General features: G+C 68.7%; 21 protein-coding genes. 5 read left to right on the top strand and 16 right to left on the bottom strand.

The window, feature by feature from the left end; translation table 11 throughout:
- Positions 1 to 14 precede the first annotated feature (14 nt).
- The 9 genes from JOF37_RS15240 to JOF37_RS15200 form a co-directional block, all read right to left on the bottom strand.
- Positions 15 to 794: an ABC transporter ATP-binding protein gene (locus JOF37_RS15240; protein ID WP_210007599.1), complete on the bottom strand. Its 780-nt coding sequence runs from the start codon at positions 792 to 794 to the stop codon at positions 15 to 17.
- Entirely contained in the window at positions 791 to 1606 is an 816-nt protein-coding gene (locus JOF37_RS15235) for an ATP-binding cassette domain-containing protein (RefSeq protein WP_210007598.1), read from the bottom strand. The genes JOF37_RS15240 and JOF37_RS15235 overlap by 4 nt, the downstream gene beginning before the upstream one ends.
- Complete coding sequence (locus tag JOF37_RS15230) at positions 1603 to 2478, bottom strand: ABC transporter permease (RefSeq protein ID WP_210007597.1); 876 nt, start codon at positions 2476 to 2478, stop codon at positions 1603 to 1605. The genes JOF37_RS15235 and JOF37_RS15230 overlap by 4 nt, the downstream gene beginning before the upstream one ends.
- Positions 2475 to 3422 (bottom strand): ABC transporter permease, encoded by a 948-nt coding sequence (locus JOF37_RS15225; protein ID WP_245338185.1) that lies wholly within the window; start codon positions 3420 to 3422, stop codon positions 2475 to 2477. Before JOF37_RS15225 ends, JOF37_RS15230 begins: the two co-directional genes overlap by 4 nt.
- Positions 3423 to 3457: 35 nt before the next feature.
- Positions 3458 to 4972, bottom strand: coding sequence for an ABC transporter substrate-binding protein (locus tag JOF37_RS15220; RefSeq protein ID WP_210007596.1), 1515 nt, complete (start codon positions 4970 to 4972; stop codon positions 3458 to 3460).
- Positions 4973 to 5045: 73 nt separating this feature from the next.
- The gene (locus JOF37_RS15215; RefSeq protein ID WP_210007595.1) at positions 5046 to 5795 is read right to left on the bottom strand and encodes a DUF1684 domain-containing protein; all 750 of its coding nucleotides are present in this window, start codon (positions 5793 to 5795) and stop codon (positions 5046 to 5048) included.
- A gap of 59 nt (positions 5796 to 5854) precedes the next feature.
- Positions 5855 to 6265, bottom strand: a complete 411-nt coding sequence (locus JOF37_RS15210; RefSeq protein WP_210007594.1) for a DoxX family protein — start codon at positions 6263 to 6265, stop codon at positions 5855 to 5857.
- 9 nt (positions 6266 to 6274) lie between these two features.
- The gene (locus JOF37_RS15205; protein WP_210007593.1) at positions 6275 to 6736 is read right to left on the bottom strand and encodes a DUF3817 domain-containing protein; all 462 of its coding nucleotides are present in this window, start codon (positions 6734 to 6736) and stop codon (positions 6275 to 6277) included.
- A gap of 22 nt (positions 6737 to 6758) precedes the next feature.
- Complete coding sequence (locus JOF37_RS15200) at positions 6759 to 7184, bottom strand: MarR family winged helix-turn-helix transcriptional regulator (protein ID WP_210007592.1); 426 nt, start codon at positions 7182 to 7184, stop codon at positions 6759 to 6761.
- A 363-nt stretch (positions 7185 to 7547) separates the two neighbouring features.
- On the opposite strand from JOF37_RS15200, the gene JOF37_RS15195 reads away from it, so the two are divergent.
- Positions 7548 to 8015: a MarR family winged helix-turn-helix transcriptional regulator gene (locus tag JOF37_RS15195; RefSeq protein ID WP_210007591.1), complete on the top strand. Its 468-nt coding sequence runs from the start codon at positions 7548 to 7550 to the stop codon at positions 8013 to 8015.
- A 19-nt stretch (positions 8016 to 8034) separates the two neighbouring features.
- Positions 8035 to 9339 (top strand): MFS transporter, encoded by a 1305-nt coding sequence (locus tag JOF37_RS15190; RefSeq protein WP_271174943.1) that lies wholly within the window; start codon positions 8035 to 8037, stop codon positions 9337 to 9339.
- Positions 9340 to 9423: 84 nt separating this feature from the next.
- Here the strand turns inward: JOF37_RS15190 and JOF37_RS15185 are convergent, their stop codons facing one another.
- The 6 genes from JOF37_RS15185 to nrdH form a co-directional block, all read right to left on the bottom strand.
- Positions 9424 to 10341 carry a nuclease-related domain-containing protein gene (locus tag JOF37_RS15185; protein WP_210007589.1) on the bottom strand — a complete coding sequence of 306 codons (918 nt, stop codon included), beginning with the start codon at positions 10339 to 10341 and terminating at the stop codon, positions 9424 to 9426.
- Between the two features lie 169 nt (positions 10342 to 10510).
- On the bottom strand, positions 10511 to 11680 hold the full coding sequence (locus JOF37_RS15180; protein ID WP_210007588.1) for an RtcB family protein: 1170 nt from the start codon (positions 11678 to 11680) through the stop codon (positions 10511 to 10513).
- A gap of 338 nt (positions 11681 to 12018) precedes the next feature.
- A complete protein-coding gene (nrdF, locus tag JOF37_RS15175) occupies positions 12019 to 12996 on the bottom strand; it encodes a class 1b ribonucleoside-diphosphate reductase subunit beta (RefSeq protein WP_094259728.1) in 978 nt (325 codons plus the stop codon).
- Positions 12997 to 13031: 35 nt separating this feature from the next.
- Complete coding sequence (nrdE, locus tag JOF37_RS15170; RefSeq protein WP_210007587.1) at positions 13032 to 15200, bottom strand: class 1b ribonucleoside-diphosphate reductase subunit alpha; 2169 nt, start codon at positions 15198 to 15200, stop codon at positions 13032 to 13034.
- On the bottom strand, positions 15170 to 15619 hold the full coding sequence (gene nrdI, locus JOF37_RS15165) for a class Ib ribonucleoside-diphosphate reductase assembly flavoprotein NrdI (protein ID WP_210007586.1): 450 nt from the start codon (positions 15617 to 15619) through the stop codon (positions 15170 to 15172). Before nrdI ends, nrdE begins: the two co-directional genes overlap by 31 nt.
- 4 nt (positions 15620 to 15623) lie before the next feature.
- Positions 15624 to 15857 (bottom strand): glutaredoxin-like protein NrdH, encoded by a 234-nt coding sequence (nrdH, locus tag JOF37_RS15160; RefSeq protein ID WP_023954603.1) that lies wholly within the window; start codon positions 15855 to 15857, stop codon positions 15624 to 15626.
- 359 nt (positions 15858 to 16216) lie between these two features.
- Here nrdH and JOF37_RS15155 point away from each other — a divergent pair, with 359 nt between their 5' ends.
- Entirely contained in the window at positions 16217 to 17422 is a 1206-nt protein-coding gene (locus JOF37_RS15155) for an MFS transporter (protein ID WP_210007585.1), read from the top strand.
- 16 nt (positions 17423 to 17438) lie between these two features.
- Here the strand turns inward: JOF37_RS15155 and JOF37_RS15150 are convergent, their stop codons facing one another.
- Entirely contained in the window at positions 17439 to 17846 is a 408-nt protein-coding gene (locus JOF37_RS15150; protein ID WP_210007584.1) for a pilus assembly protein CpaE, read from the bottom strand.
- A gap of 144 nt (positions 17847 to 17990) precedes the next feature.
- Between JOF37_RS15150 and JOF37_RS15145 the strand changes: the two genes are divergently transcribed.
- Complete coding sequence (locus JOF37_RS15145; protein ID WP_210007583.1) at positions 17991 to 19163, top strand: acyl-CoA dehydrogenase family protein; 1173 nt, start codon at positions 17991 to 17993, stop codon at positions 19161 to 19163.
- A gap of 51 nt (positions 19164 to 19214) precedes the next feature.
- On the top strand, positions 19215 to 20495 hold the full coding sequence (locus tag JOF37_RS15140; protein WP_210007582.1) for a DUF445 domain-containing protein: 1281 nt from the start codon (positions 19215 to 19217) through the stop codon (positions 20493 to 20495).

Raw genomic sequence — 20495 nt, 5'->3', positions numbered from 1 at the left:
GCCGCCGTCCCCCGTCATACCGCGGGAAGTCGCGGGACGGCGGCCACGAGCTGTGCCGTGTACGCGTCGCTCGGCGACGTGAGCAGCCGCGTTGTCGGGCCCTCCTCAACGACGCGACCGGCGCGGAGAACCGTCATCCGCTCGCACAGGGCCGCCACGATCGTGAGGTCGTGGGACACGAGCAGCATCCCGATGCCCTGTTCTGCCGCCAGGCGCTGGAACAGTTCGATGACGTGCATGCGCACCGAAGTGTCGAGAGCACTCACCGGCTCGTCCGCGAGAAGCAGGCGAGGACGCGGGGCGAGGGCGCGGGCGATCGCGATGCGCTGGCGCTGCCCGCCCGAGAACGCGTCCGGGTAGCGGGACGCGGCATCCACGTCGAGGTCGACGGCCGTGAGCAGCTCGGCAACGCGGGCGTCGATGCGACTCCGGTCGCGGGTGATGCCGAGGGACCGCAGCGGTTCGGCGATCGACTGTCCCACCGTCATCCGCGGGTCGAGCGACGAGAACGGATCCTGGTAGACCGGCTGCACGGCCCGGCGCAGCGAGCGCATCTGCGTGCGGTCGCCTGCTCGCAGCGGTGCCCCGTCGAAGAGCGCGCGACCCGATGTCGGTGCCGCCAGGCCCAGCAGCAGGCGGAGTACCGACGTCTTCCCCGCACCCGACTCCCCCACGAGGCCGACCGTCTCGCCGGGCGCGAGCGAGAGCGAGACGTCGTGGAGCACGTCCGCGCCGCGCGCGTAGGCGAAGTCGACGTGCTCGAGCTCGAGCGTCGCGTGACCGTCGGCCGTCATCGGGTTCCCTTCGCGGGCAGGAAGTCGTCGAGCGCGCGCGAGGCGCCCACCAGCTGCGCCGTGTACTCGTGCTGGGGCGATCGAAGCAGCTGCGCCGTGTCGCCGAGCTCGACCTGACGCCCGTCACGCATGACGAGGACGCGGTCGGCGATCCGCGAGACCACCGGCAGGTCGTGGCTGATGAACAGCAGCGTCATCCCCCGCTCGGTCACCTCACGCTGGAGGAGATCGAGGATGCCGGCCTGCACGGTGACGTCGAGCGCGGTGGTCGGCTCATCGGCGATGAGGATGCTCGGTCCCGCCGCCAGGGCGAGCGCGATCGCGACGCGCTGCCGCTGGCCGCCGGAGATCTCGTGGATGAACGACCGCGCGATGCGCTCCGGGTCGGGCAACTGCACGTCTGCGAGGGCGTCGAGCACGCCGCGCCGGAGCGCGTCCCCGGCCAGCCCCCGGTGCTTGGCGAGCGGCCAGGCCAGCTGCTTGCCCACGCGCATGAGCGGATCGAGCGAGGCCAGCGGCTCTTGGAAGACGGCCGAGATCGTCCGGCCGCGCACCCGATCGAGGCGGCGCGACGGGGTCCCGACGACCTCCACCTCGCCCTCGGGGGTCGCGATCCTCGCCGATCCGAACGGCGTCAGCGGGTACGCGAGCAGGCCGAGCATCGCGAGGGCGGTCAGCGACTTCCCCGAGCCCGACTCCCCGATGATGCCCAGGCGTTCGCCGGGTTCGAGCGTCACGTCGACGCCGTGCACGAGCGTGCGATCGTCACCGGTCCGCACGCCGAGACCGGACGCGGTCAGCGCGGCGGTCATCCGATGCTCCTCGTGGTCGGATCGGCGATATCACGCAGGCCGTCGGCCAGCAGATTCGCGCCGATGATGAAGGCGACCAGCAGGACGCCGGGAAGAATCGCCGCGGTCGGTGCGACGAGCACCGTGCTCTGCGCCTCCTCCAGCATCCGACCCCACGATGCGTTCGGGGGCGGGGAGCCGAGCCCGAGGTACGACAGCGACGCCTCCGCTCCGACCGCTCCGCCGAACTGCAGCGCGAGCGGCACGATGAGGGTCGGCCAGACGTTGCGCAGCACGTGTCGGAACACGATGCCGAGCCTGCCCGTGCCCGACGTCCGCGCAGCGGTGACGTAGTCCATCGCGAGGACGCGCGTCGCGGCGATGCGGGTGAGCCGGGCGATCACCGCCGAGCCGGCGAGGCCGATCGCGAGGATCGCCGATTCGACCGACGCCCCGCGCCAGGCGACGATCAGCATCGCCAGCAGCAGGGTCGGGAAGGCGATGGCGATGTCGAGCAGGCTGGTCAGGGCGTCGTCGACCCATCGGCGTGCGACCGCAGCGAGAAGCCCCAGCCCGATGCCGACGATCGCCGCGATCAGCACCGAACCGAAACCGACGGTGAGCGCCAGCCGCGCTCCGATCATGAGCTGCGTGAACAGGTCGCGGCCGAGACGGTCGGTTCCGGCCCAGTGCTCGGCGGACGGCGGTTGCAGCCGGCCGCCGCTGGTGTCGTCGAAGGTGAACGGGGTCCACAGCAGCGAGATCAGGCCGATCACCGCGATGGCGCCGAACAGGATGCCGCCGACCGCGAGGTTCACCGAGCGTCGGCGGCGGGGCCGCGTGGGCCTCGTCGCCGGGACGGTGCCCGTATCGGGAAGGGTCGTCGCCGTCATGCTGCCGCCCTCGCTCGGCGGTTGCCCGAGATCGTGTCGCGCAGCCGCGGGTCGATGATGCGCTGCAGGATGTCGGCCGCGAAACCGAGCAGAAGCACGAGGGCGGTCGAGAAGAGCAGCACCCCCTGGACGCTGGGGAAGTCCTGCTCCTTGATGCCGACCAGCAGCATGTCGCCGAGTCCCGGCAGAGCGAAGACGCGCTCGATGATGACCGCGCCCACGAAGGTGGTGGACAGCTGGATCGCGAGGATCGAGATGAGCGGGACGACGGCGTTGCGCACGCCATGGCGCCAGATCGCCGTTGCGAAGCTCTGCCCGGTGGCACGCGCCGCTCGGAGGTACTGCTGGCCGAGCACGTCGAGCGTGGCGCTGCGGACGTACCGAGCCAGATCGCTGCCCGCCACGAGGGCGATCGTCAGCACTGGGAGCGTGAGCGACACCAGCGCGGCGCCGGGATCCTCCCAGTCGCGCCGCGGGAAGCCGCCGGCAGGCAGCAGCCGCCAGTTCAGCGCGAAGACCGCGACCAGCAGGATGCCGACCCAGAACACCGGGATCGCTCCGCCGAGCTGTGACACGGCCGAGAACGCGGTCCCGTACCAGGTGCGCGCCTTCCAGGCCGCGATGAACCCCACCGGCACCGCGATCAGCACCGACAGCGTGAACGCGATGAGCGTCAGCGGCAGGCTGAGGTTCAGGCGCCGCAGGATCTCGTCGCCGACGGGCAGATTGTTGGTGAATGAGCGTCCCAGGTCGAAGCTCGCGAGCTGTCCGAGGTAGGCCAGGAACTGTTCGGGGATCGGGCGGTCGACGCCGAGCCGTGCGGCGGCGGCCGCGATCTCGGCATCCGTCGCCCCGACCGAGATCAGCGCGAACACCGGGTTGCCGAGCACGCGCAGCACGACGAACAGGATCACCACCGCCAGCGCGAACGCCAGCAGCAGCAATCCTGTCCGTCGAATCAGATACCGGGTGATGGAGATCAGGCCTTCGTGATGTCGGAGACGTAGAACAGCGAGTTCAGTCCATTCTTGGGCACACCCGACACACCCTCGGCCGCGATGCGCAGCTGCGGGTTGAGGTAGAGCCAGACGCTGGCGGCGTCATCCGAGATCTGCTGGTTCGCCTTCTTGATCAGCTCCGTCTGCTCCTCGACGGATGCCGCTGCCTCCGACTCGGCGAGCCACGTCTGCACATCGGCGTTGTCGTAGCCCCAGTAGAAGTCGGGGTTGCCGTAGAAGTTGATGTCGCGGTCGTTGACGTGACCCTGGAGCGTCGCCTCGAAGTTCTTCTCGGTGTAGACCTTCTGGTACCACTCGTCGTCGGTGATGATGTTGATGTTCATCGTGATGCCGACCTTCGCCAGCTCCGACTTCAGGAATTCGGCGACGGTCGAGTGCACGCCCGAATCCGGCGTGTCTACGGTGAAGGTGAACCCGTCCGCCTGGCCGGCCTCGGTGAGCAGCTGCTCGGCGAGGGCGGGGTCGTACGGGTTGTTGTCCGCCAGGTCGATGTACCAGGGCTCGGACGGCGGCACCATCGAGCCGATGAGCTCGCCGCGTCCGTCCCAGATCGCGTCGAGCAGCTTCTCGCGGTCGATCGCCGAGTAGATGGCCTTGCGCACCCGCACGTCGTCGAAGGGGGCGACGCGGTCGTTGAAGGCGAGCAGCTCCTTCGTCGTCGAGGTGCCCTCGATGATCTGGAAGCCGGCCGCCTCGAACTCCGCGATGCTGTCGGGGTTCGACTGGCTCGTGACCAGATCGACGGCGCCCGTGGTCAGCGCGTTGTTCAGCGCGGTCGGGTCGGCGTAGTACTGGTAGACCACGCCGCCGTTGGCCGGTGCGTCGCCCCAGTAGTCGGCGTTGACGTCGAGCGTGATCGAGTCGCCCTTGCGGTAGTCGCCCAGCGCGTAGGGACCGGTGCCGTCGGCCGTGGCCGTGAGGTCACCGGCATCCGCGTTCACGATCCAGACGTAGCCGAGGTTGTAGGTGAAGCTGATCGAAGGCTGCGACAGCGTCACCTCGACCGTCTTGTCGTCGACCGCGGTCACGGTGTCGATGACGCTGAGCTGCCGCTTGCGAGCGGCGATCGACTCGTCGCCGATGAAGCGCTCGAGGCTGTACTTCACGTCGTCCGCGGTCAGCTCCTCGCCCGAGTGGAACGTGGCGTCTTCGAGCGTGAAGGTGTAGACGAGCCCGTCGGCCGACACCGTGGTGTCGGAGGCGAGCAGCGGCTCGACCTGCGCGTCATCGGTGATGCGGAACAGGCCCTCGTAGACATTGCCGGTGAAGACCTCGGTCACCCCCGAGGATCCGCCGAAGATCTGGTCGAGGTTCGTGGGCTCGTTCTGCGAGCCGATCACGATCTCGGCGTCCGGGTCGCTCGCGGCGCCGGAGCCCGCGGGGTCGGCGGAGCCGGAGCAGCCGGCCAGGACGAGAAGGCCGGCGCTCGCCGCGGCGGACGCGACGAGAAGGCGGGAGAAGCCGCGTGAAGTCATGGGTGTTCCTTTGCTGTGTGGGTGGAGGGCGGACGAAGCGAGGTGCGGGCGCTTCGCCGTTGCGGGGGGAGGATCAGAGGGCGAAATCGCCGGCGAACCGCACCTTCTTCTCCCCCGCGCGAACGGGGAAGGGCAGGCGGTTCTGCAGCGGCGGCAGCGGGCAGTTCATCTGGTTCGAGAATCCGCAGGGCGGGACCACCGCGCGGTTGAAGTCGACCGTCACGGGCGTGCTGTCGCCCGGTGCGAGGTCGCCGGTCGCGCCGGGGTGGTCGAGGAAGAGGAAGCGCCCGGCGCCGTAGCTCTCGGCTCCGTTCGTCCGGTCGCCGAACACGAGATGCAGCTTCGGACCGCCGTAGTTGGTGTCGAAGGCGGCGAGGCGGTACTCCGTGCCGTCGATCTCGAACACGAGGTCGCCGGAAACCGGGAGACCGCGCGTCGCGCCGCCGTCCTTGATGTGCTCGAAGGGAACGACGCGGTCTTCGTCGACGAGCTCGAAGCGGCCCTCGATGACCCAGGCCGGGTCGTAATCCCAGCGCTCGATGTCTTCGAACGCTTCGTTCGCGGGCGAGTCCTGCCGCCAGATCCGGTAGCCCTCCTGGGGAAGACCGGTCTCGATGTCGGTGCGCTGGAGCCGGGTGAGCAGCGCGTCGACGGGGTGGCCGGCGCGAGCGGTCGCGTCGTCGACCGCAGGCTCGCCGGGGGCGGACCAGTGCGTCAGCACGAGCGCGAGCGACCCTTGCGGAGCGGTCACCGTCGCTCGGCGGGACTCGGCCCAGGCCGAATAGTCGGATGCTGCGGACGCGGACGCGGATGTACTCACCATGACAGGCAACCAAACGCGATGGTCATCCGGGAAATTCCATGTCGGTCTATTGCGGTCGCTCACCCGACGTGCTGTCGCTTGGCGCGGGGCCGCGCGGTCGCCCACAAGGCCCAGGCGACGAGCAGAGGCTGCAGGAAGAGCCGGCCGAACCGCCGCGCGTCGCTGTCGAGTCCGGGAGCCGGCGCACCGGTGCGCCACTGGTGGACATTGCCCGGAAAGACCGCGACGAAGAACGCCGCGACCGCCGCCCCGATACGACGTCGCTCGCGCGGCAGCGCGACGAGCCCGGCTCCGAGCATGATCTCCACGGCGCCGCTGGCCACCACGATCATGTCCTTGTCGGTGCGCAGTACGTGCGTCGCCCAGTCGGGGACGGCGATGCGGTACCCGCGACGGAGCACGGTGAGATGAGCCGTTCCGGCCACGATCAGCAGGAGGGCGAGGGCGAGACGAGCGACGGTGCGCGGCATCCGTCCACGCTACGCCCGGCCGGGCGGCCCGATGATCAGCAGCAGGACGTACGCGGCGACGATGCCGACGGCCAGGATCACCGCGAGCACCGCGGGACGGCGCACGAACCAGCGCAGGAAGCGGTCGAGGGCACGGGCGTCGCGCGGGTCGTCCGTCGCCTCGGTGCGCCACTCGCCCGCGAGCAGACCCCGCCGGCGCAGGACGATCTCCGTCGGGATGGTCGCGTAGGGCACGACGGCCGCGCCCACCGCGCACAGCGTCGGGACGATCCGCCAGCGGTTGTTCCACGCGACCAGCACCGCGGTGGCCCCGTAGCAGAGGAAGACGAACCCGTGGATGCCGCCGCCGATCGTGACCGCCACCGGCTGATCGAACAGCGCGCGGACGATCAGCCCGCCGATCAGCAGTGTCCACGACACCGCCTCCGCAAAAGCGAGGAAGCGGAATGCGGTCAGCGGCGATCGGAACACCCCCGAACCCTATCGACCGGGCCTAGACGATCCCTGCGCGAATGCCGTCCATCGAGGCCGCGAGCTTGGGCATGTGGTCGCTCAGCGTGGAGTCGAGCTCGAGCAGCCGCTGGTGCGCCTGCTCCATGACGGCGATCCCCTTCGGGGTGATGCGCAGATCGGATGCCGAGCCGGCGTGAGCGGTCGCGTCGGCGACAAGCCCCTCGTCGACGAGCGTGCGGACCGCGGTGTGCGCGGACTGCACCGTGATGTGCGACCGCCGCGCGAGCTCGGAGAACGAGATACCCGGTTCCGAGCCGATGTGCCCGAGCAGTCCGAACTTGCGGGTGGAGAGGCCGAGATCTCGCAGCGCGGCCGAGAGCCGACCTTCCCACGACGCCGACACGGCGATGAGCGCGATGACCGGGCTGAACCGCGGTTCGCGCTGAGGGACAGTGGTTTCCGACACGCCCTCGATTGTAGGAGGCGGGGTCCGATCTGTGCGGGTGATCGGGCCGGAGAAGATTGTGTCGGCGCCGAGCGATCATCGGGAGCCGTTAACGCCTCGTTCACTTCGCGTCAAGACCCGGGCGCGCAGCACCGCCTCTGCGCATGATGAGTGCGAAGCAAGAGGCGGGGAGGATCGACATGATCACGCACGACGAGCAGAACGAGCAACACACCGACATCCGCGGGGAGAAGCCGTTCGGTCAATGGCTCGGACTCATCAACGGCGACCGCTGATCGCCTAACGACTGCCCCCGGCATCCTTTTTCGCGAGAGGTGCCGGGGGCATCGTCATGTCCGGGTCCCGCAGTTGTATAGTTTTGCTATGCATTCGGACCGAGAGCTCCGTGAGCGGCTCAGCGCCGACGAACCCGACAACGCCGCCATCCGCCTGATGTCGGCATCGAGCCGCTACAACCGGGCCGTGGCGCGACGGGTCGAAGCCCCCGCCGCAGCCGGCACCTGGCGAGCGCTCGCGGCGCTGCAGGAACTCGGCCCGACGCGTGTCAGTGATCTCGCGGAATGGCAGCGCGTGAGCCAGCCCACCATGACGACGCTCGTCCGTCGCATGGAGCAGCAGGGCTGGGTGCAGCGGCATCCCGATCCGGCCGACGGACGCGCGACGCGGGTGTCGATCACCGACGACGGGCGGGCGCAGTTCCAGCGTTTCCGCGCGCAGGCGCTCGAGCTGACCGGGCCTGCGTGGGCGCGGCTGACCGAGGCCGACCGGGCGACCCTCGCCCGCGCGGCGGACCTGCTGCGGGCGCTGCTCGATGAACCGGAACTGCGATGACCATGAAAGGAAGGTAGGCGTGACGAGCGCAACACGAACAGAGGGTCGGACGAAGCCGGCGGCCGAGACAGCGAAGGCGTCGATCTGGCGGCAGCCCGTCGCGGTCTGGGCGATCGCCTTCGCCTGCACGGTGTCGTTCATGGGCATCGGCCTCGTCGACCCGATCCTGCCGGCGATCAGCCGCGAGCTGGACGCGACGCCGTCCGAGACGATGCTGCTGTTCACCAGCTACCTCTTCATCACCGGTGTCGTGATGCTCTTCGCGAGCTGGGTGTCGTCGCGCCTCGGTGTGAAGAAGACGCTTCTGCTCGGCCTCGCCCTGATCGTCGTGTTCGCCGCGGCGGCGGGACTCTCGGGCGGCGTGGTCGAGATCATCGGCTTCCGAGCCGGTTGGGGCGTCGGCAACGCCCTGTTCATCGCGACGGCGCTGGCGGCGATCGTCGGGGCGGCGAGCGGCGGAAGTCGTCAGGCGATCGTGCTGTACGAGGCATCCCTCGGCATCGGCCTCGCGGTCGGGCCGCTCCTCGGTGGCGCGCTCGGCGAGCTGTCGTGGCGGGGGCCGTTCTTCGGCACCGCGGGCCTGATGGCCATGGCGCTGCTGGCGATCCTCGTCGTGTTCCGCTCCCCCGCGCCGGCCGCCGGTGCGGCCGCACCGGCGAAGGTGTCGATCCTCGCGTCGTTCCGTGCGCTGCGCAATCCGGCGCTGCTCACCCTGTCGCTCACGGCGTTCTTCTACAACGTCGCGTTCTTCGTCCTGCTCGCCTACAGCCCCTACCCCATCGAGGCCGCCGCGGCGGTGGCCGGGATGACCTTCGGTGCGCACGAGCTCGGACTCGTCTTCTTCGGCTGGGGCCTCGCCGTCGCGCTCACCTCGGTGCTCGTCGCTCCCGTGCTCACGCGCCGGCTGGGCCTGCGGCCCGTGCTGTTCACGATGCTCGGGCTGCTCGCCGTGGCGGAGGCTGTGCTCGCGATCGGCATCGGCAGCGCCGCGGTGCTGATCATTACCGTCATCGTCGCGGGTCTGTTCCTCGGTGTGCTCAACACGGCGCTGACCGAGGCCGTCATGGAGGCGACCGACCTGCCGCGGAACGTCGCGAGCGGCACCTACTCGGGCGTGCGCTTCATCGGCGGCGCTATCGCCCCGGCCGTCGCGGGCCCGCTCGCCGCGGCGCTGAGCCCCAGCGCACCGTACTGGCTCGGGGTTGGCGCGCTCGTCGTGGCGATCGCGATCCTCGCCGCTGCGGGCCGCACCCTCGCGCACCTGGGCCGCCCGCACGAGAGCGCCATCGCCGAGGCGTCCGACATCGGCCAGGGCGACGCCTGAGCGGAGGAGATCTGCGCGCCGGAGGGCGGATTCGACGAAACCGTCCTCCGTCGTGCGGCTTTCCTCCGCAGGGACGGCGCGCGATCAGTCTCCGACGCGCTCGGTGTACGCGCCCAGCGATTCGAAGTGGGCGCGGAGCTGTTCGAGCTGCGCCGCGGTCAGAGCGACGGGCGACTGCTGCCGCACCTCCGTGAGCATGCGCGTCAGCCCTTTCGATCCGCTCAGGATTCGCGTCGACACTCCGCCCGCGCTCCGGCTCATGGCTTTCGCATGGACCGTCGCATCGGCGTACGAGTAGAGCACCGCGGTCGTCAGGAACGGAGCCTCCCCCAGTCGTGCCCGCAGGTGCTCAGCCAGCCGCCCCGCCTGACGGCGGACCTGCACCGCCGGCGAATCCCCACCGATGTGCCGCAGGATCTCCCACGTGGACAGCGAGACCGGCCTGATCTGCACGGCGAACGGCGCCTCGAGCGCGTCCTCGTCGAGCATCGCGCCGAACGCCGGGATCACGCTGCTCGGCCGGACGTCGTCGAACACCAAGCCCTGCCAGTACTTGTTCTCGATGACGATCGCCGCCTGCCGCGTCAGCAGGACGTGGTCGATCTGGGCGAAGAAGGTGCTTCGGCTGTCCTCGGGCACGAACACGACGTTGGTGATCAGCACGCCGGGGAGGCCGACGTCGGCACAGGCCGCCGCGATGAGGCGCCGTGACACCGCCTCGCTTCCCAGGACGCGAGCGATCTGCTGGCGCGCTCGCTCCGATTCGCCCCGGGCGCGGTCCCGCTCATCGCGTGCGGCCTGGACAGCGGCCTCGCGCTCATCCTGCAGCTGAGTGACCGCCGTCGCGTGCGACGTGGTGAGCTCCGCCAGCTGCTGCTCGTTCGCGGCGCGCTCGGCCGCCATTCGCGACCGGGCCGCACGGGCGCGGCGCCACCACAGCAGAGCGAGCACGACGAGAGCGAGCGCGAGGAGCGCCGCGACGGATGCAAGTACCTCGACCACCGATCGAGCCAATCACCCGCCGCGGCCGCGCACCCGCGCACCGGGCGATCTCGGGGGAATCACCGCCGCTTCTCCGTATGCGTCCGTCCTTTCGTAGGTGCCGATGATCCTTCGAGTAAAGGAGGGGCGGATGCCGCAGCATCCACCCCTCCCCCGTTCGCGACCCGGGTCAGTCGCCCTTCACGTTGACCAGCTGACGCAGCGTGTGGCGCACCTCAACCAGGTCAGCGGCATCCTCCATCACCCGGTCGATCGGCTTGTAGGCCTGCGGGATCTCGTCGATGAAGGCATTCGTGTCGCGGAACTCGATGCCCGCCATCGCCTGACGCAGCTGGTCGTGCGTGAAGGTCCGACGCGCGGCCGACCGCGAGTACTCCCGCCCCGCGCCGTGCGGCGACGAGTTGAGCGAGAGCGGGTTGCCGAGCCCCGAGACGACGTACGACGCCGTTCCCATCGATCCCGGGATGAGGCCGGGCCGGCCGGCATCCGCCTGGATCGCACCCTTGCGCGACACCCACACCTGCTTGCCGAAGTGCTTCTCGCTCTCGGTGAAGTTGTGGTGGCAGTTGATGCGCTCGAGCTCCTCGACGTCGGCGCCCATCGTCTCGGACAGCTGACGGGCGACGCGGTCCATCATCTCCTCACGGTTGAGGAGCGCGAAGTGCTGCGCCCACCGGAGCTCACGGATGTAGCGCCGGAACTCCTCCGTGCCCTCGACGAGGTAGGCCAGGTCGGGGTCGGGAAGGTCGATCCACCACTGCTTCGCGAGACGCTGCGCAACCCCGATGTGGTGCGTCGCGATTCTGTTGCCCACTCCTCGCGAACCCGAGTGAAGGAACATCCAGACCGCGTCGGTCTCGTCGACCGACACCTCGATGAAGTGGTTGCCCGACCCCAGCGACCCGAGCTGGTTGCGCCAGTGCCCGGCGTAGCGGGCAGGGTCGAACTCGTGCTTCTCGGCGAGCTCCTCCAGCTCGGCGATGCGCGGCTCGGCCGTCGCGACGACCTTGCGGTTGTCACGACCCGCCGACAGCGGGATCGCCCGCTCGATCTGCTCACGCAGCGCGCCGAGATCGCGGCCGCGCAGCTGCGACTTCGTGAACTGCGTGCGGACGGCGATCATGCCGCATCCGATGTCGACGCCGACGGCGGCCGGCATGATCGCCCCGAGCGTCGGGATGACCGAGCCGACGGTCGCCCCCTTGCCGAGATGCGCATCGGGCATGAGCGCCAGGTGCGGGTGGATGAACGGCATCCCCGACGCGGTGCGAGCCTGATCGAGAGTCTTCTCGTCGATGATGCTCGCCCACGACAGCAGCCTGTTCGAGAGCTTCTCCATGGTTCCTTTCCTTGTGATGACGGTCCGGGAACGGGGCGCATGGAGAGGAACACACGAACGCCCCGGACCTGTGCGGTGCGGGGCGTGCTGACAGTGGCGGGTCAGACGTCTCGCACCGGAGAGTACGACTCATTGCGGAGCTGGAACTGGTCCAGGTCCGCTGCGATCAGGCGCTCGTTGCGCATGGTCATGTCGTTCCTCCGGTGATGCCGTGCCTCGTGGCGCAGCCTCGCAACCCTATGCGTGGGCGTGGCACGGCGTCAACGAGAAAGTGGCGCGTGCGCCGGGAATCGCCGGAGCGATCCCGTCACACGCGCCACTTTCGTGCGCGAGTCGGGTCAGAAGTCCCAGTCCTCGTCCTCGGTGGCCTCGGCCTTGCCGATGACGTACGACGAGCCCGACCCCGAGAAGAAGTCGTGGTTCTCGTCGGCGTTCGGCGACAGGGCCGACAGGATCGCCGGGTTCACGTTGGTGACCGTGGCGGGGAACATCGCCTCGAAGCCGAGGTTCATCAGCGCCTTGTTGGCGTTGTAGTGCAGGAACTTCTTGACGTCCTCGGTCAGGCCGACGGCGTCGTAGAGGTCCTGGGTGTATTGCACCTCGTTGTCGTAGAGCTCGTAGAGCAGCGAGAACGTGTAGTCCTTGATCTCGTCGCGCTCGGCCTGCGTGAGCTGCTCGTAGCCCTTCTGGAACTTGTAGCCGATGTAGTAGCCGTGCACGGCCTCGTCACGGATGATGAGGCGGATGATGTCGGCGGTGTTCGTCAGCTTCGCCTTCGCCGACCAGTGCAGCGGCAGGTAGAACCCCGAGTAGAAGAGGAACGACTCGAGCAGGGTCGAGGCGACCTTGCGCTTGAGCGGCTCGTCGCCACGGTAGTAGTCCATGACGATCGAGGCCTTCTTCTGAAGGTTCGGGTTCTCGACCGACCAGCGGAACGCGTCGTCGATCTCGGGCGTCGAGGCGAGCGTCGAGAAGATCGACGAGTAGCTCTTCGCGTGCACCGACTCCATGAACGCGATGTTCGTGTAGACGGCCTCCTCGTGCGGGGTGATCGCGTCGGGGATGAGCGAGACGGCACCGACGGTGCCCTGGATCGTGTCGAGCAGGGTCAGCCCCGTGAACACGCGCATCGTGAGAGTCTGCTCGTCGGGCGTCAGCGTGTTCCACGACTGGATGTCGTTCGACAGCGGCACCTTCTCGGGCAGCCAGAAGTTGTTCACCAGACGGTTCCAGACCTCGAGGTCCTTATCGTCCTGGATGCGGTTCCAGTTGATCGCCTGCACGTGGTCGACGAGCTTGAGCGGTTCGGGAGTCATTTCGCTTCAGTTCCTGGTTCGGGTTCCGGCATCCGTCACAGCATGCAGCTGACGCACTCGGACATGTCGGTGCCCTCGAGCGCCATCTGCCGCAGGCGGATGTAGTAGATCGTCTTGATGCCCTTGCGCCAGGCGTAGATCTGGGCCTTGTTGATGTCGCGCGTGGTCGCGGTGTCCTTGAAGAACAGCGTGAGCGACAGACCCTGGTCGACGTGCTGGGTCGCGGCGGCGTAGGTGTCGATGACCTTCTCGTAGCCGATCTCGTACGCGTCCTCGTAGTACTCGAGGTTGTCGTTCGTCATGAACGGCGCCGGGTAGTAGACGCGGCCGAGCTTGCCTTCCTTGCGGATCTCGATCTTCGACGCGATCGGGTGGATCGAGGACGTCGAGTTGTTGATGTACGAGATCGAGCCGGTCGGGGGCACCGCCTGCAGGTTCTGGTTGTAGATGCCGTGCTGCTGGATGGATGCCTTCAGCTCGCGCCAGTCGTCCTGGGTCGGGATGTGGATGCCGTCGAACAGCCCCTTCACCTTGTCGGTCTGCGGCATCCACTCCTGCTCGATGTACTTGTCGAAGAACTCGCCCGAGGCGTAGGTCGAGTCGGGGAAGCCCTCGAAGTACGTGCCGCGCTCGATCGCGATCTTGTTCGACGCCCGCAGAGCGTGGAACAGCACCGTGTAGAAGTAGATGTTCGTGAAGTCCAGGCCCTCTTCCGAGCCGTAGTGGACGTGCTCGCGCGCCAGGTAGCCGTGCAGGTTCATCTGCCCGAGACCGATCGCGTGCGAACGGTCGTTGCCGTCCTCGATCGAGCGGACCGAGGCGATGTGGCTCTGGTCGCTGACCGCGGTGAGGGCGCGGATGCTGGTCTCGACGGTCTGGGCGAGGTCCTTGCCGTCCATCGCGAGGGCGATGTTCATCGACCCGAGGTTGCAGGAGATGTCCTTGCCGATCTGGGCGTACGAGAGGTCCTCGTTGTACGTCGTCGGCGTGTTGACCTGGAGGATCTCCGAGCACAGGTTCGACATGTTGATCCGGCCCTTGATCGGGTTGGCCTTGTTCACCGTGTCCTCGAACATGATGTACGGGTAGCCCGACTCGAACTGGATCTCGGCGAGGGTCTGGAAGAACTCGCGCGCGTTGATCTTCGTCTTCTTGATGCGCGCGTCGTCGACCATCTCGCGGTACTTCTCGGTGACCGAGATGTCGCCGAACGGAACGCCGTAGACCTTCTCGACGTCGTAGGGCGAGAACAGGTACATGTCCTCGCCGTTCTTGGCGAGCTCGAAGGTGATGTCGGGGATGACCACACCGAGCGACAGCGTCTTGATGCGGATCTTCTCGTCGGCGTTCTCGCGCTTGGTGTCGAGGAACTTGAGGATGTCGGGGTGGTGGGCCGACAGGTACACCGCGCCGGCACCCTGACGCGCGCCGAGCTGGTTGGCGTAGCTGAAGCTGTCTTCGAGCAGCTTCATGACGGGGATGATGCCCGACGACTGGTTCTCGATCTGCTTGATCGGAGCGCCCGCCTCGCGGATGTTCGACAGCAGCAGCGCCACGCCGCCGCCGCGCTTGGACAGCTGCAGGGCGGAGTTGATGCCGCGGGCGATCGACTCCATGTTGTCTTCGATGCGGAGCAGGAAGCACGACACGAGCTCGCCGCGCTGTGCCTTGCCCGTGTTGAGGAAGGTGGGGGTGGCGGGCTGGAAGCGGCCGGAGATGATCTCGTCGACGAGCTGCATCGCGAGGTTCTCGTCACCGTCGGCGAGGCCGAGGGCGGTCATGACGACGCGGTCCTCGAAGCGCTCGAGGTAGCGCTTGCCGTCGAAGGTCTTCAGCGTGTAGCTCGTGTAGTACTTGAACGCGCCGAGGAAGGTCTCGAAGCGGAACTTCTTGCCGTAGGCGAAGTCGTTGAGCTTCTGGATGAACTCCATCGAGTACTTCTCGATGACGGCCGGCTCGTAGTACTCCTTCTCGACGAGGTAGTCGAGACGCTCCTTGAGGGAGTGGAAGAAGACCGTGTTCTGGTTGACGTGCTGGAGGAAGTACTCCCGCGCCGCGCGCTTGTCGGCGTCGAACTGGATCTTGCCGTCCGCGCCGTAGAGGTTGAGCATCGCGTTGAGGGCGTGGTAGTCGAGCCCGTCGAAGCGCGCGTCGACCTTGAAGCCGTTATCGGTCAAGGCTGTTTCCAGTGCTGATTCCACCATCGTTCCAATCCTGCGCTCACGCGCTCGACGTCTTCGGGCGTGCCGAAAAGTTCCACCCTGTCCAAGTGCGGCACGGAGCACTTGCGACTGATGATGTCGCCGGCGAGGCAGTACGACTCGCCGAAATTCGTGTTGCCGGTGGAGATGACCCCACGCAGCAGGGTGCGGTTGCGCACGTCGTTCAGGAAGCGAACGACCTGCTTGGGCACCGCACCCTTCTCCTCACCAAGCCCCTGTCCCCCGCCGTAGGTGGGGGTCACGAGCACGAAGGGCTCGGTGATGACGAAGGGCGTCGGTGAGGAGTGAAGGGGGATGCGGAGCGCGGGCAGTCCGAGCTTTTCGATGAATCGCGCGGTGTTGCCCGAGACGCTCGAGAAGTACACGAGCAGAGGCGCCCGCGTCGCGACCGCCGTGCTCATGAGGTCAGGCGAAGCGAGCGGCCAGCTCGTCGATCTTGTCGGGGCGGAAGCCCGACCAGTGGTCCTCGTCGGTGATGACGACGGGAGCCTGCAGGTAGCCGAGCGACTTCACGCGCTCGAGCGCCGCCGGGTCCTCGGAGAGGTCGAGGACGTCGTATTCGATGCCTTTCGAGTCCAGCGCACGGTACGTCGCGTTGCACTGCACGCAGGAGGGCTTGGTGTAGACCGTGATCGCCATGTCGAGTGTGGTTTCCCTTCGCTTCTTACGCATCTCCGGCTGTGATCTCGCCGGGACCTCAATACTACATATGGGTGCCGACATCGGGGGGCACCACAAGGGGTAGTAGTTACAAGTCTGTAGTTTTGCACCGCTCTCCCCAGGTACAACACAACTTGTCCACGGTTTCATCCACAGTTCGCGGCCCGCTTCGACAGCCCTTCGGAGGCGTGATTCCGCGGTTTCCGCTCGCTGCCGGAGCGACTGTCCACAGCTCGGACGGTAGCCGCGCCCACAGACATCCGATTACGACGGATCGGGCGCTTCCGGCGTGTCGCGGCGTGTCGCCGGAGGCCTCCCGAAGTCGATACCGTTGAGGGGTGGCGGGATACGGAGAACTGCTGCGCACACCCGGTGTTGCGCGCATCATCGCCGCACAGTTGACCGCGCGCTTTCCGAACGGGATGACGAGTCTCGCCATCCTGCTCCACATCGAGCACGTGACCGGTTCCTACGGGGCTGCCGGTCTGGTCCTGGCGGCCACTTCAGTCGGACAGGCGATCGCCGGACCGGTGACGAGTCGTTGGATGGGCGTCTGGGGCATGCGCCGCGTGCTGACCCTGACGCTCGCGGTGTGCGCCGCCGCGATCGCGCTGCTCGCCCTCCTCGAGGTGCCGCTGCCCGTCTACATGATGCTCGGGCTCGTCGCCGGACTCTCGACGCCGCCGGTGCAGTCGGCCGTGCGCACCATCTACCCCAAGATGGTGACCTCGCGTCAGCTCACCCCGCTGTTCTCGCTCGACGCGTCGCTGCAGGAGATCATCTGGATCATCGCCCCCGTGCTCATCACCTTCGTGGCGCTGCAGGCCGGAACGGTGCCGGGGCTCCTCCTCATCGTCGTGATCCTCATCGGCGGCGGCGCGTGGTTCATCGCCTCGCCCGAACTCGGCCGCGTGCGCATCCCCCGCAGCCGGCGGAGCCTCGGCCGCGTGCTCCTCAAGCCGCCGGTGGCGCTGGCGACGGCGACGGGCTTCCTCCTCATCGGGGCGTGCTCGGCGGTCGAGGCCGGCGTCGTCGCTTCGTTCGGCCACGGCGGCCTCGAATCCGGCATCGTGCTCGCCGTCTTCGCCGTCGGCAGCCTGGCGGGCGGCCTGTCGTTCGGCCACATCCCGATCGGGCGCTGGGCCATGGCGCGCCGCTTCCTCATCGTCACCGTCGGACTGGCGGCGACCATCTTCTCGCTCAACGCCTGGTGGCTCGGCGGCTCGCTGCTCGTCGCGGGCATCGGCATCGCCCCGGCGCTGGCGGTCATGTTCGCCATCACCTCCGCGAGCGTGAAGTTCAGCGAGACCGCCGAGGCCTACGGCTGGATCGGCACCGGGCAGCTCATCGGGGCAGCGGCGGGATCGGCTGTCGCAGGCTTCCTCATCGACGGCGTGGGACCGCAGGGGGCGTACATCGCCGCGACACTGTTCGCCGCCGCGGGTCTGATCGTCGCGGCAGCCTGCGTGAAGTGGTTCCCCGACCTGCGCGGGCGCGACTCGTCGCCGATTCCCGACACCGAGCCGGTGCACACCATCACCTGAGCCCGATCGCGAGCGGTCAGTCGGTGACGCGGCGGAGCATCGCGAGCACCGCCGCCGCGTACGCGTCCTCGGGCAGCGGGTGGTCGAACGACAGCACCTCGCCGGCGAGCTCGATCTCCACGCGGTGCGTGTCGGCGAGGCGGCTGAGGCTGCGGAACGCTCCACGCAGCATCTCGCGCAGCTGGTCCTCGCGCGGCAGCCAGAGGGCTTCGTCCAGCGCGACGGAATCCAGCGCCCACTCCGTGGTCCCGTTGAACGCGAGGATGGTCCCGGTCGGGTAGCGCCGCGGCTCGATCGTCATCTCGCTGACGGTGAAGACGTCGGCCTCGAACTCCGGTTCGTTCAGCTGGAAGCGGTCGCCGGAGGCCGGCCGCCAGACCAGTCCGGCTTCCCGCAGGGCGAGGGCTGCGTCGGTCGAGATCATGCCCCCATCCTGCCGCGGCTCGCCAGCCGGTCGCCCCAACTCCTCAGATTCGGCATCTCCTCCGGCTCTCCGGCTCCCCCAGGACCCCCAACCCTCCGGATCTGAGGAGTTGCGGCAACACCCCCGGCCAGACGCGGGAGGAGAATGGATGCCGTGAGCGACTTCGACCCGGCCCGATACCTCTCCGACGACCTCCTCGAGCGCATCCGCGGCCGGGCGGCGGCCGTCGACGCGGGCAACGTGTTCCCGGACGACGACCTCGCGGAGCTGCGCGCCGCCGGGTACCTCGCGATCCTCGTCCCCCGCGACCTCGGCGGGGCCGGCCTGTCGCTGGCCGAGGCCTCCGTCCTGCAGCAGCGCCTCGCCGGCGCCGCTCCGGCCACTGCCCTGGCGATCAACATGCACCTCGTCTGGACGGGCGTGGCGAAGGTGCTCGCCGATCGCGGCGACGACGCCCTGCGTTTCGTCCAGGAGGGCGCGGCGGCCGGAGAGGTCTTCGCCTTCGGCATCAGCGAGGCCGGCAACGACCTCGTCCTGTTCGGCAGCGACACCGCGGCCACTCCGCAGCCGGACGGCGGCTACGCCTTCACCGGCACGAAGATCTTCACCTCGCTCGCCCCCGTGTGGGATCAGCTCGGGCTGCACGGGCTCGACACGACGAGCGAGGACGCCCCGCGACTCGTGTTCGGCTTCGTGCCGCGCACCGACGCCGTCCGCACCCGCGACGACTGGGACACCCTCGGCATGCGGGGCACGCAGTCCCGCACGACCGAGCTGCACGATGCCCTCGCCCCCGCGAACCGCGTCGTGCGCCGCTTGGCCCCCGGCCCGAACCCCGACCCGCTGGTCTTCGGCATCTTCTCGGTGTTCGAGCTGCTGCTGGCCTCGGTGTACACCGGCATCGCCCGTCGGGCGCTCGACGTCGCCGTCGAGACGGCGCACGCGCGCACCTCGAAGAAGACCGGGCGCACCTACAGCCAGGACCCCGACATCCGGTGGCGCATCGCCGAGATGGCTTTGGCCTACGACGGGATGCTGCCGCAGCTCGAGGTCATCGCGCGCGCCATCGACGAGCGTGCCGACCACGGGGCGCTGTGGTTCGCCAAGCTGAGCGGGCTCAAGCACCGCGCCGTGACCTCGGCCAAGCGCGTCGTCGACGAAGCGATGCTCGTCGCAGGCGGCTCGTCGTACTTCACGCGGTCGGAGCTGAGCCGCCTGTACCGCGACGTGCTGGCGGGGCAGTTCCACCCGTCCGACCCGGAGTCGGCGCACAGCACGGTCGCGGCCGCCTGGCTCGGTCCGGTCGATCCCGCCTGACCCCGCGCCGCATCCGGCCCCGGCTGCGGACCCGCGTGGGAGGATGACCGGATGGCACGTACGCCGATAACGCTGCTCTCCCCCGCGGACCAGGTCCGCCGACAGGGCCTGCGCCGGATGAAGGCCGTCGCCCTCGGCGCGTTGCTGTTCATGGCCGTCGTCTTCGCGGTCTCCTTCCCGCTGCAGCAGACGATTCCGGCGTTCGGTTATGTCCGCGCCGCCGCCGAGGGCGGCATGGTCGGAGCCCTCGCCGACTGGTTCGCGGTGACGGCGCTGTTCCGGCATCCGCTGGGCATCCCGATCCCGCACACCGCGATCATCCCGAGGCGCAAGGACGAGATCGGCCGCACGCTGGGCGAGTTCGTCGAGACGAACTTCCTCGAAGCCGGCGTGATCCGCGAGAAGCTCGAGTCGATCGGCGTCGCGGCCCGGCTCGGCAGCTGGCTGCGGCGTTCCGAGAACGCCGAACGCGTCGCGGCCGAGGCTTCCGCTGCGGCATCCGGCATCCTGACGGCGCTGAGCGACGACGAGGTGCAGGATCTGCTCGAGGATCTGGCGCGCGACCACCTGCTCGCCCCCTCGTGGGGGCCTTCGATCGGCGGCTGGCTCGACCGTGTCGTCGACACCGGCGCGCATCGCGGCGCGGTCGACCTCGCCGTCGACAGCATCGAGACGTGGCTCGTCGCGAATCGCTCGGTCTTCACCGGGCTGGTCTCGCGCCGGCTGCCCTCGTGGGTGCCGTCGGTGGCGACGCGCCTGGTCGACGACACCGTCTACCGTGAGGCTCTCGCCTTCGTCGCCGCCGTGCGCTCAGACACCGAGCATCCCGCCCGGCGCGCCATCGACGGGTACCTCACGCGGGTCGCTGCAGACCTGCAGGGCGAGACCGAGACGGCGGCGCGGCTCGAGGCGGCCAAGGCGGCGGTCTTCGACAGCCCGCGGGTGCGCGCCCTCGCGGCTGAGGCGTGGGGCACGGCGAAGGCGGGACTCGTCCGCTCGCTGGGCGATGCCGACAGCCCCTTGCGCCGTCGCATCACCGCCGCCCTGGCCGAGATCGGCGACCGCCTGGCGACCGAGCCGGCGCTGCAGCAGCGCATCGACGCGCGGGTCACCGATGCCGCGGCGACGCTCGTCGACCGGCACCGGGCCGACATCGCCTCGATCATCACCGACACGGTCGAGCGCTGGGACGCCCAGGAGACCACCGAGAAGATCGAGCTCATGGTCGGCCGCGACCTGCAGTACATCCGCCTCAACGGCACGATCGTCGGCTCGCTCGCGGGCCTCGTGATCTACACGATCGCGCATGCCGTCTTCGGCGCGGGAGGATGA

This window comes from Microbacterium imperiale, from assembly GCF_017876655.1.
Lineage (GTDB): Bacteria > Actinomycetota > Actinomycetes > Actinomycetales > Microbacteriaceae > Microbacterium > Microbacterium imperiale.
This window is presented reverse-complemented; position numbering and strand designations above follow the sequence as displayed.

Bases quoted from the DNA above. Each gene is read 5' to 3' on its own strand.
- JOF37_RS15145 (WP_210007583.1), top strand. From the start codon at position 17,991: ATGGATGCCGTGAGCGACTTCGACCCGGCCCGATACCTCTCCGACGAC.
- nrdI (WP_210007586.1), bottom strand. From the start codon at position 15,619: ATGAGCACGGCGGTCGCGACGCGGGCGCCTCTGCTCGTGTACTTCTCG.
- JOF37_RS15210 (WP_210007594.1), bottom strand. From the start codon at position 6,265: ATGCCGCGCACCGTCGCTCGTCTCGCCCTCGCCCTCCTGCTGATCGTG.
- nrdF (WP_094259728.1), bottom strand. From the start codon at position 12,996: ATGACTCCCGAACCGCTCAAGCTCGTCGACCACGTGCAGGCGATCAAC.
- JOF37_RS15240 (WP_210007599.1), bottom strand. From the start codon at position 794: ATGACGGCCGACGGTCACGCGACGCTCGAGCTCGAGCACGTCGACTTC.
- nrdE (WP_210007587.1), bottom strand. From the start codon at position 15,200: ATGGTGGAATCAGCACTGGAAACAGCCTTGACCGATAACGGCTTCAAG.
- JOF37_RS15140 (WP_210007582.1), top strand. From the start codon at position 19,215: ATGGCACGTACGCCGATAACGCTGCTCTCCCCCGCGGACCAGGTCCGC.
- JOF37_RS15230 (WP_210007597.1), bottom strand. From the start codon at position 2,478: ATGACGGCGACGACCCTTCCCGATACGGGCACCGTCCCGGCGACGAGG.
- JOF37_RS15220 (WP_210007596.1), bottom strand. From the start codon at position 4,972: ATGACTTCACGCGGCTTCTCCCGCCTTCTCGTCGCGTCCGCCGCGGCG.
- JOF37_RS15235 (WP_210007598.1), bottom strand. From the start codon at position 1,606: ATGACCGCCGCGCTGACCGCGTCCGGTCTCGGCGTGCGGACCGGTGAC.
- JOF37_RS15150 (WP_210007584.1), bottom strand. From the start codon at position 17,846: ATGATCTCGACCGACGCAGCCCTCGCCCTGCGGGAAGCCGGACTGGTC.
- JOF37_RS15215 (WP_210007595.1), bottom strand. From the start codon at position 5,795: ATGGTGAGTACATCCGCGTCCGCGTCCGCAGCATCCGACTATTCGGCC.
- JOF37_RS15195 (WP_210007591.1), top strand. From the start codon at position 7,548: ATGCATTCGGACCGAGAGCTCCGTGAGCGGCTCAGCGCCGACGAACCC.
- nrdH (WP_023954603.1), bottom strand. From the start codon at position 15,857: ATGGCGATCACGGTCTACACCAAGCCCTCCTGCGTGCAGTGCAACGCG.
- JOF37_RS15180 (WP_210007588.1), bottom strand. From the start codon at position 11,680: ATGGAGAAGCTCTCGAACAGGCTGCTGTCGTGGGCGAGCATCATCGAC.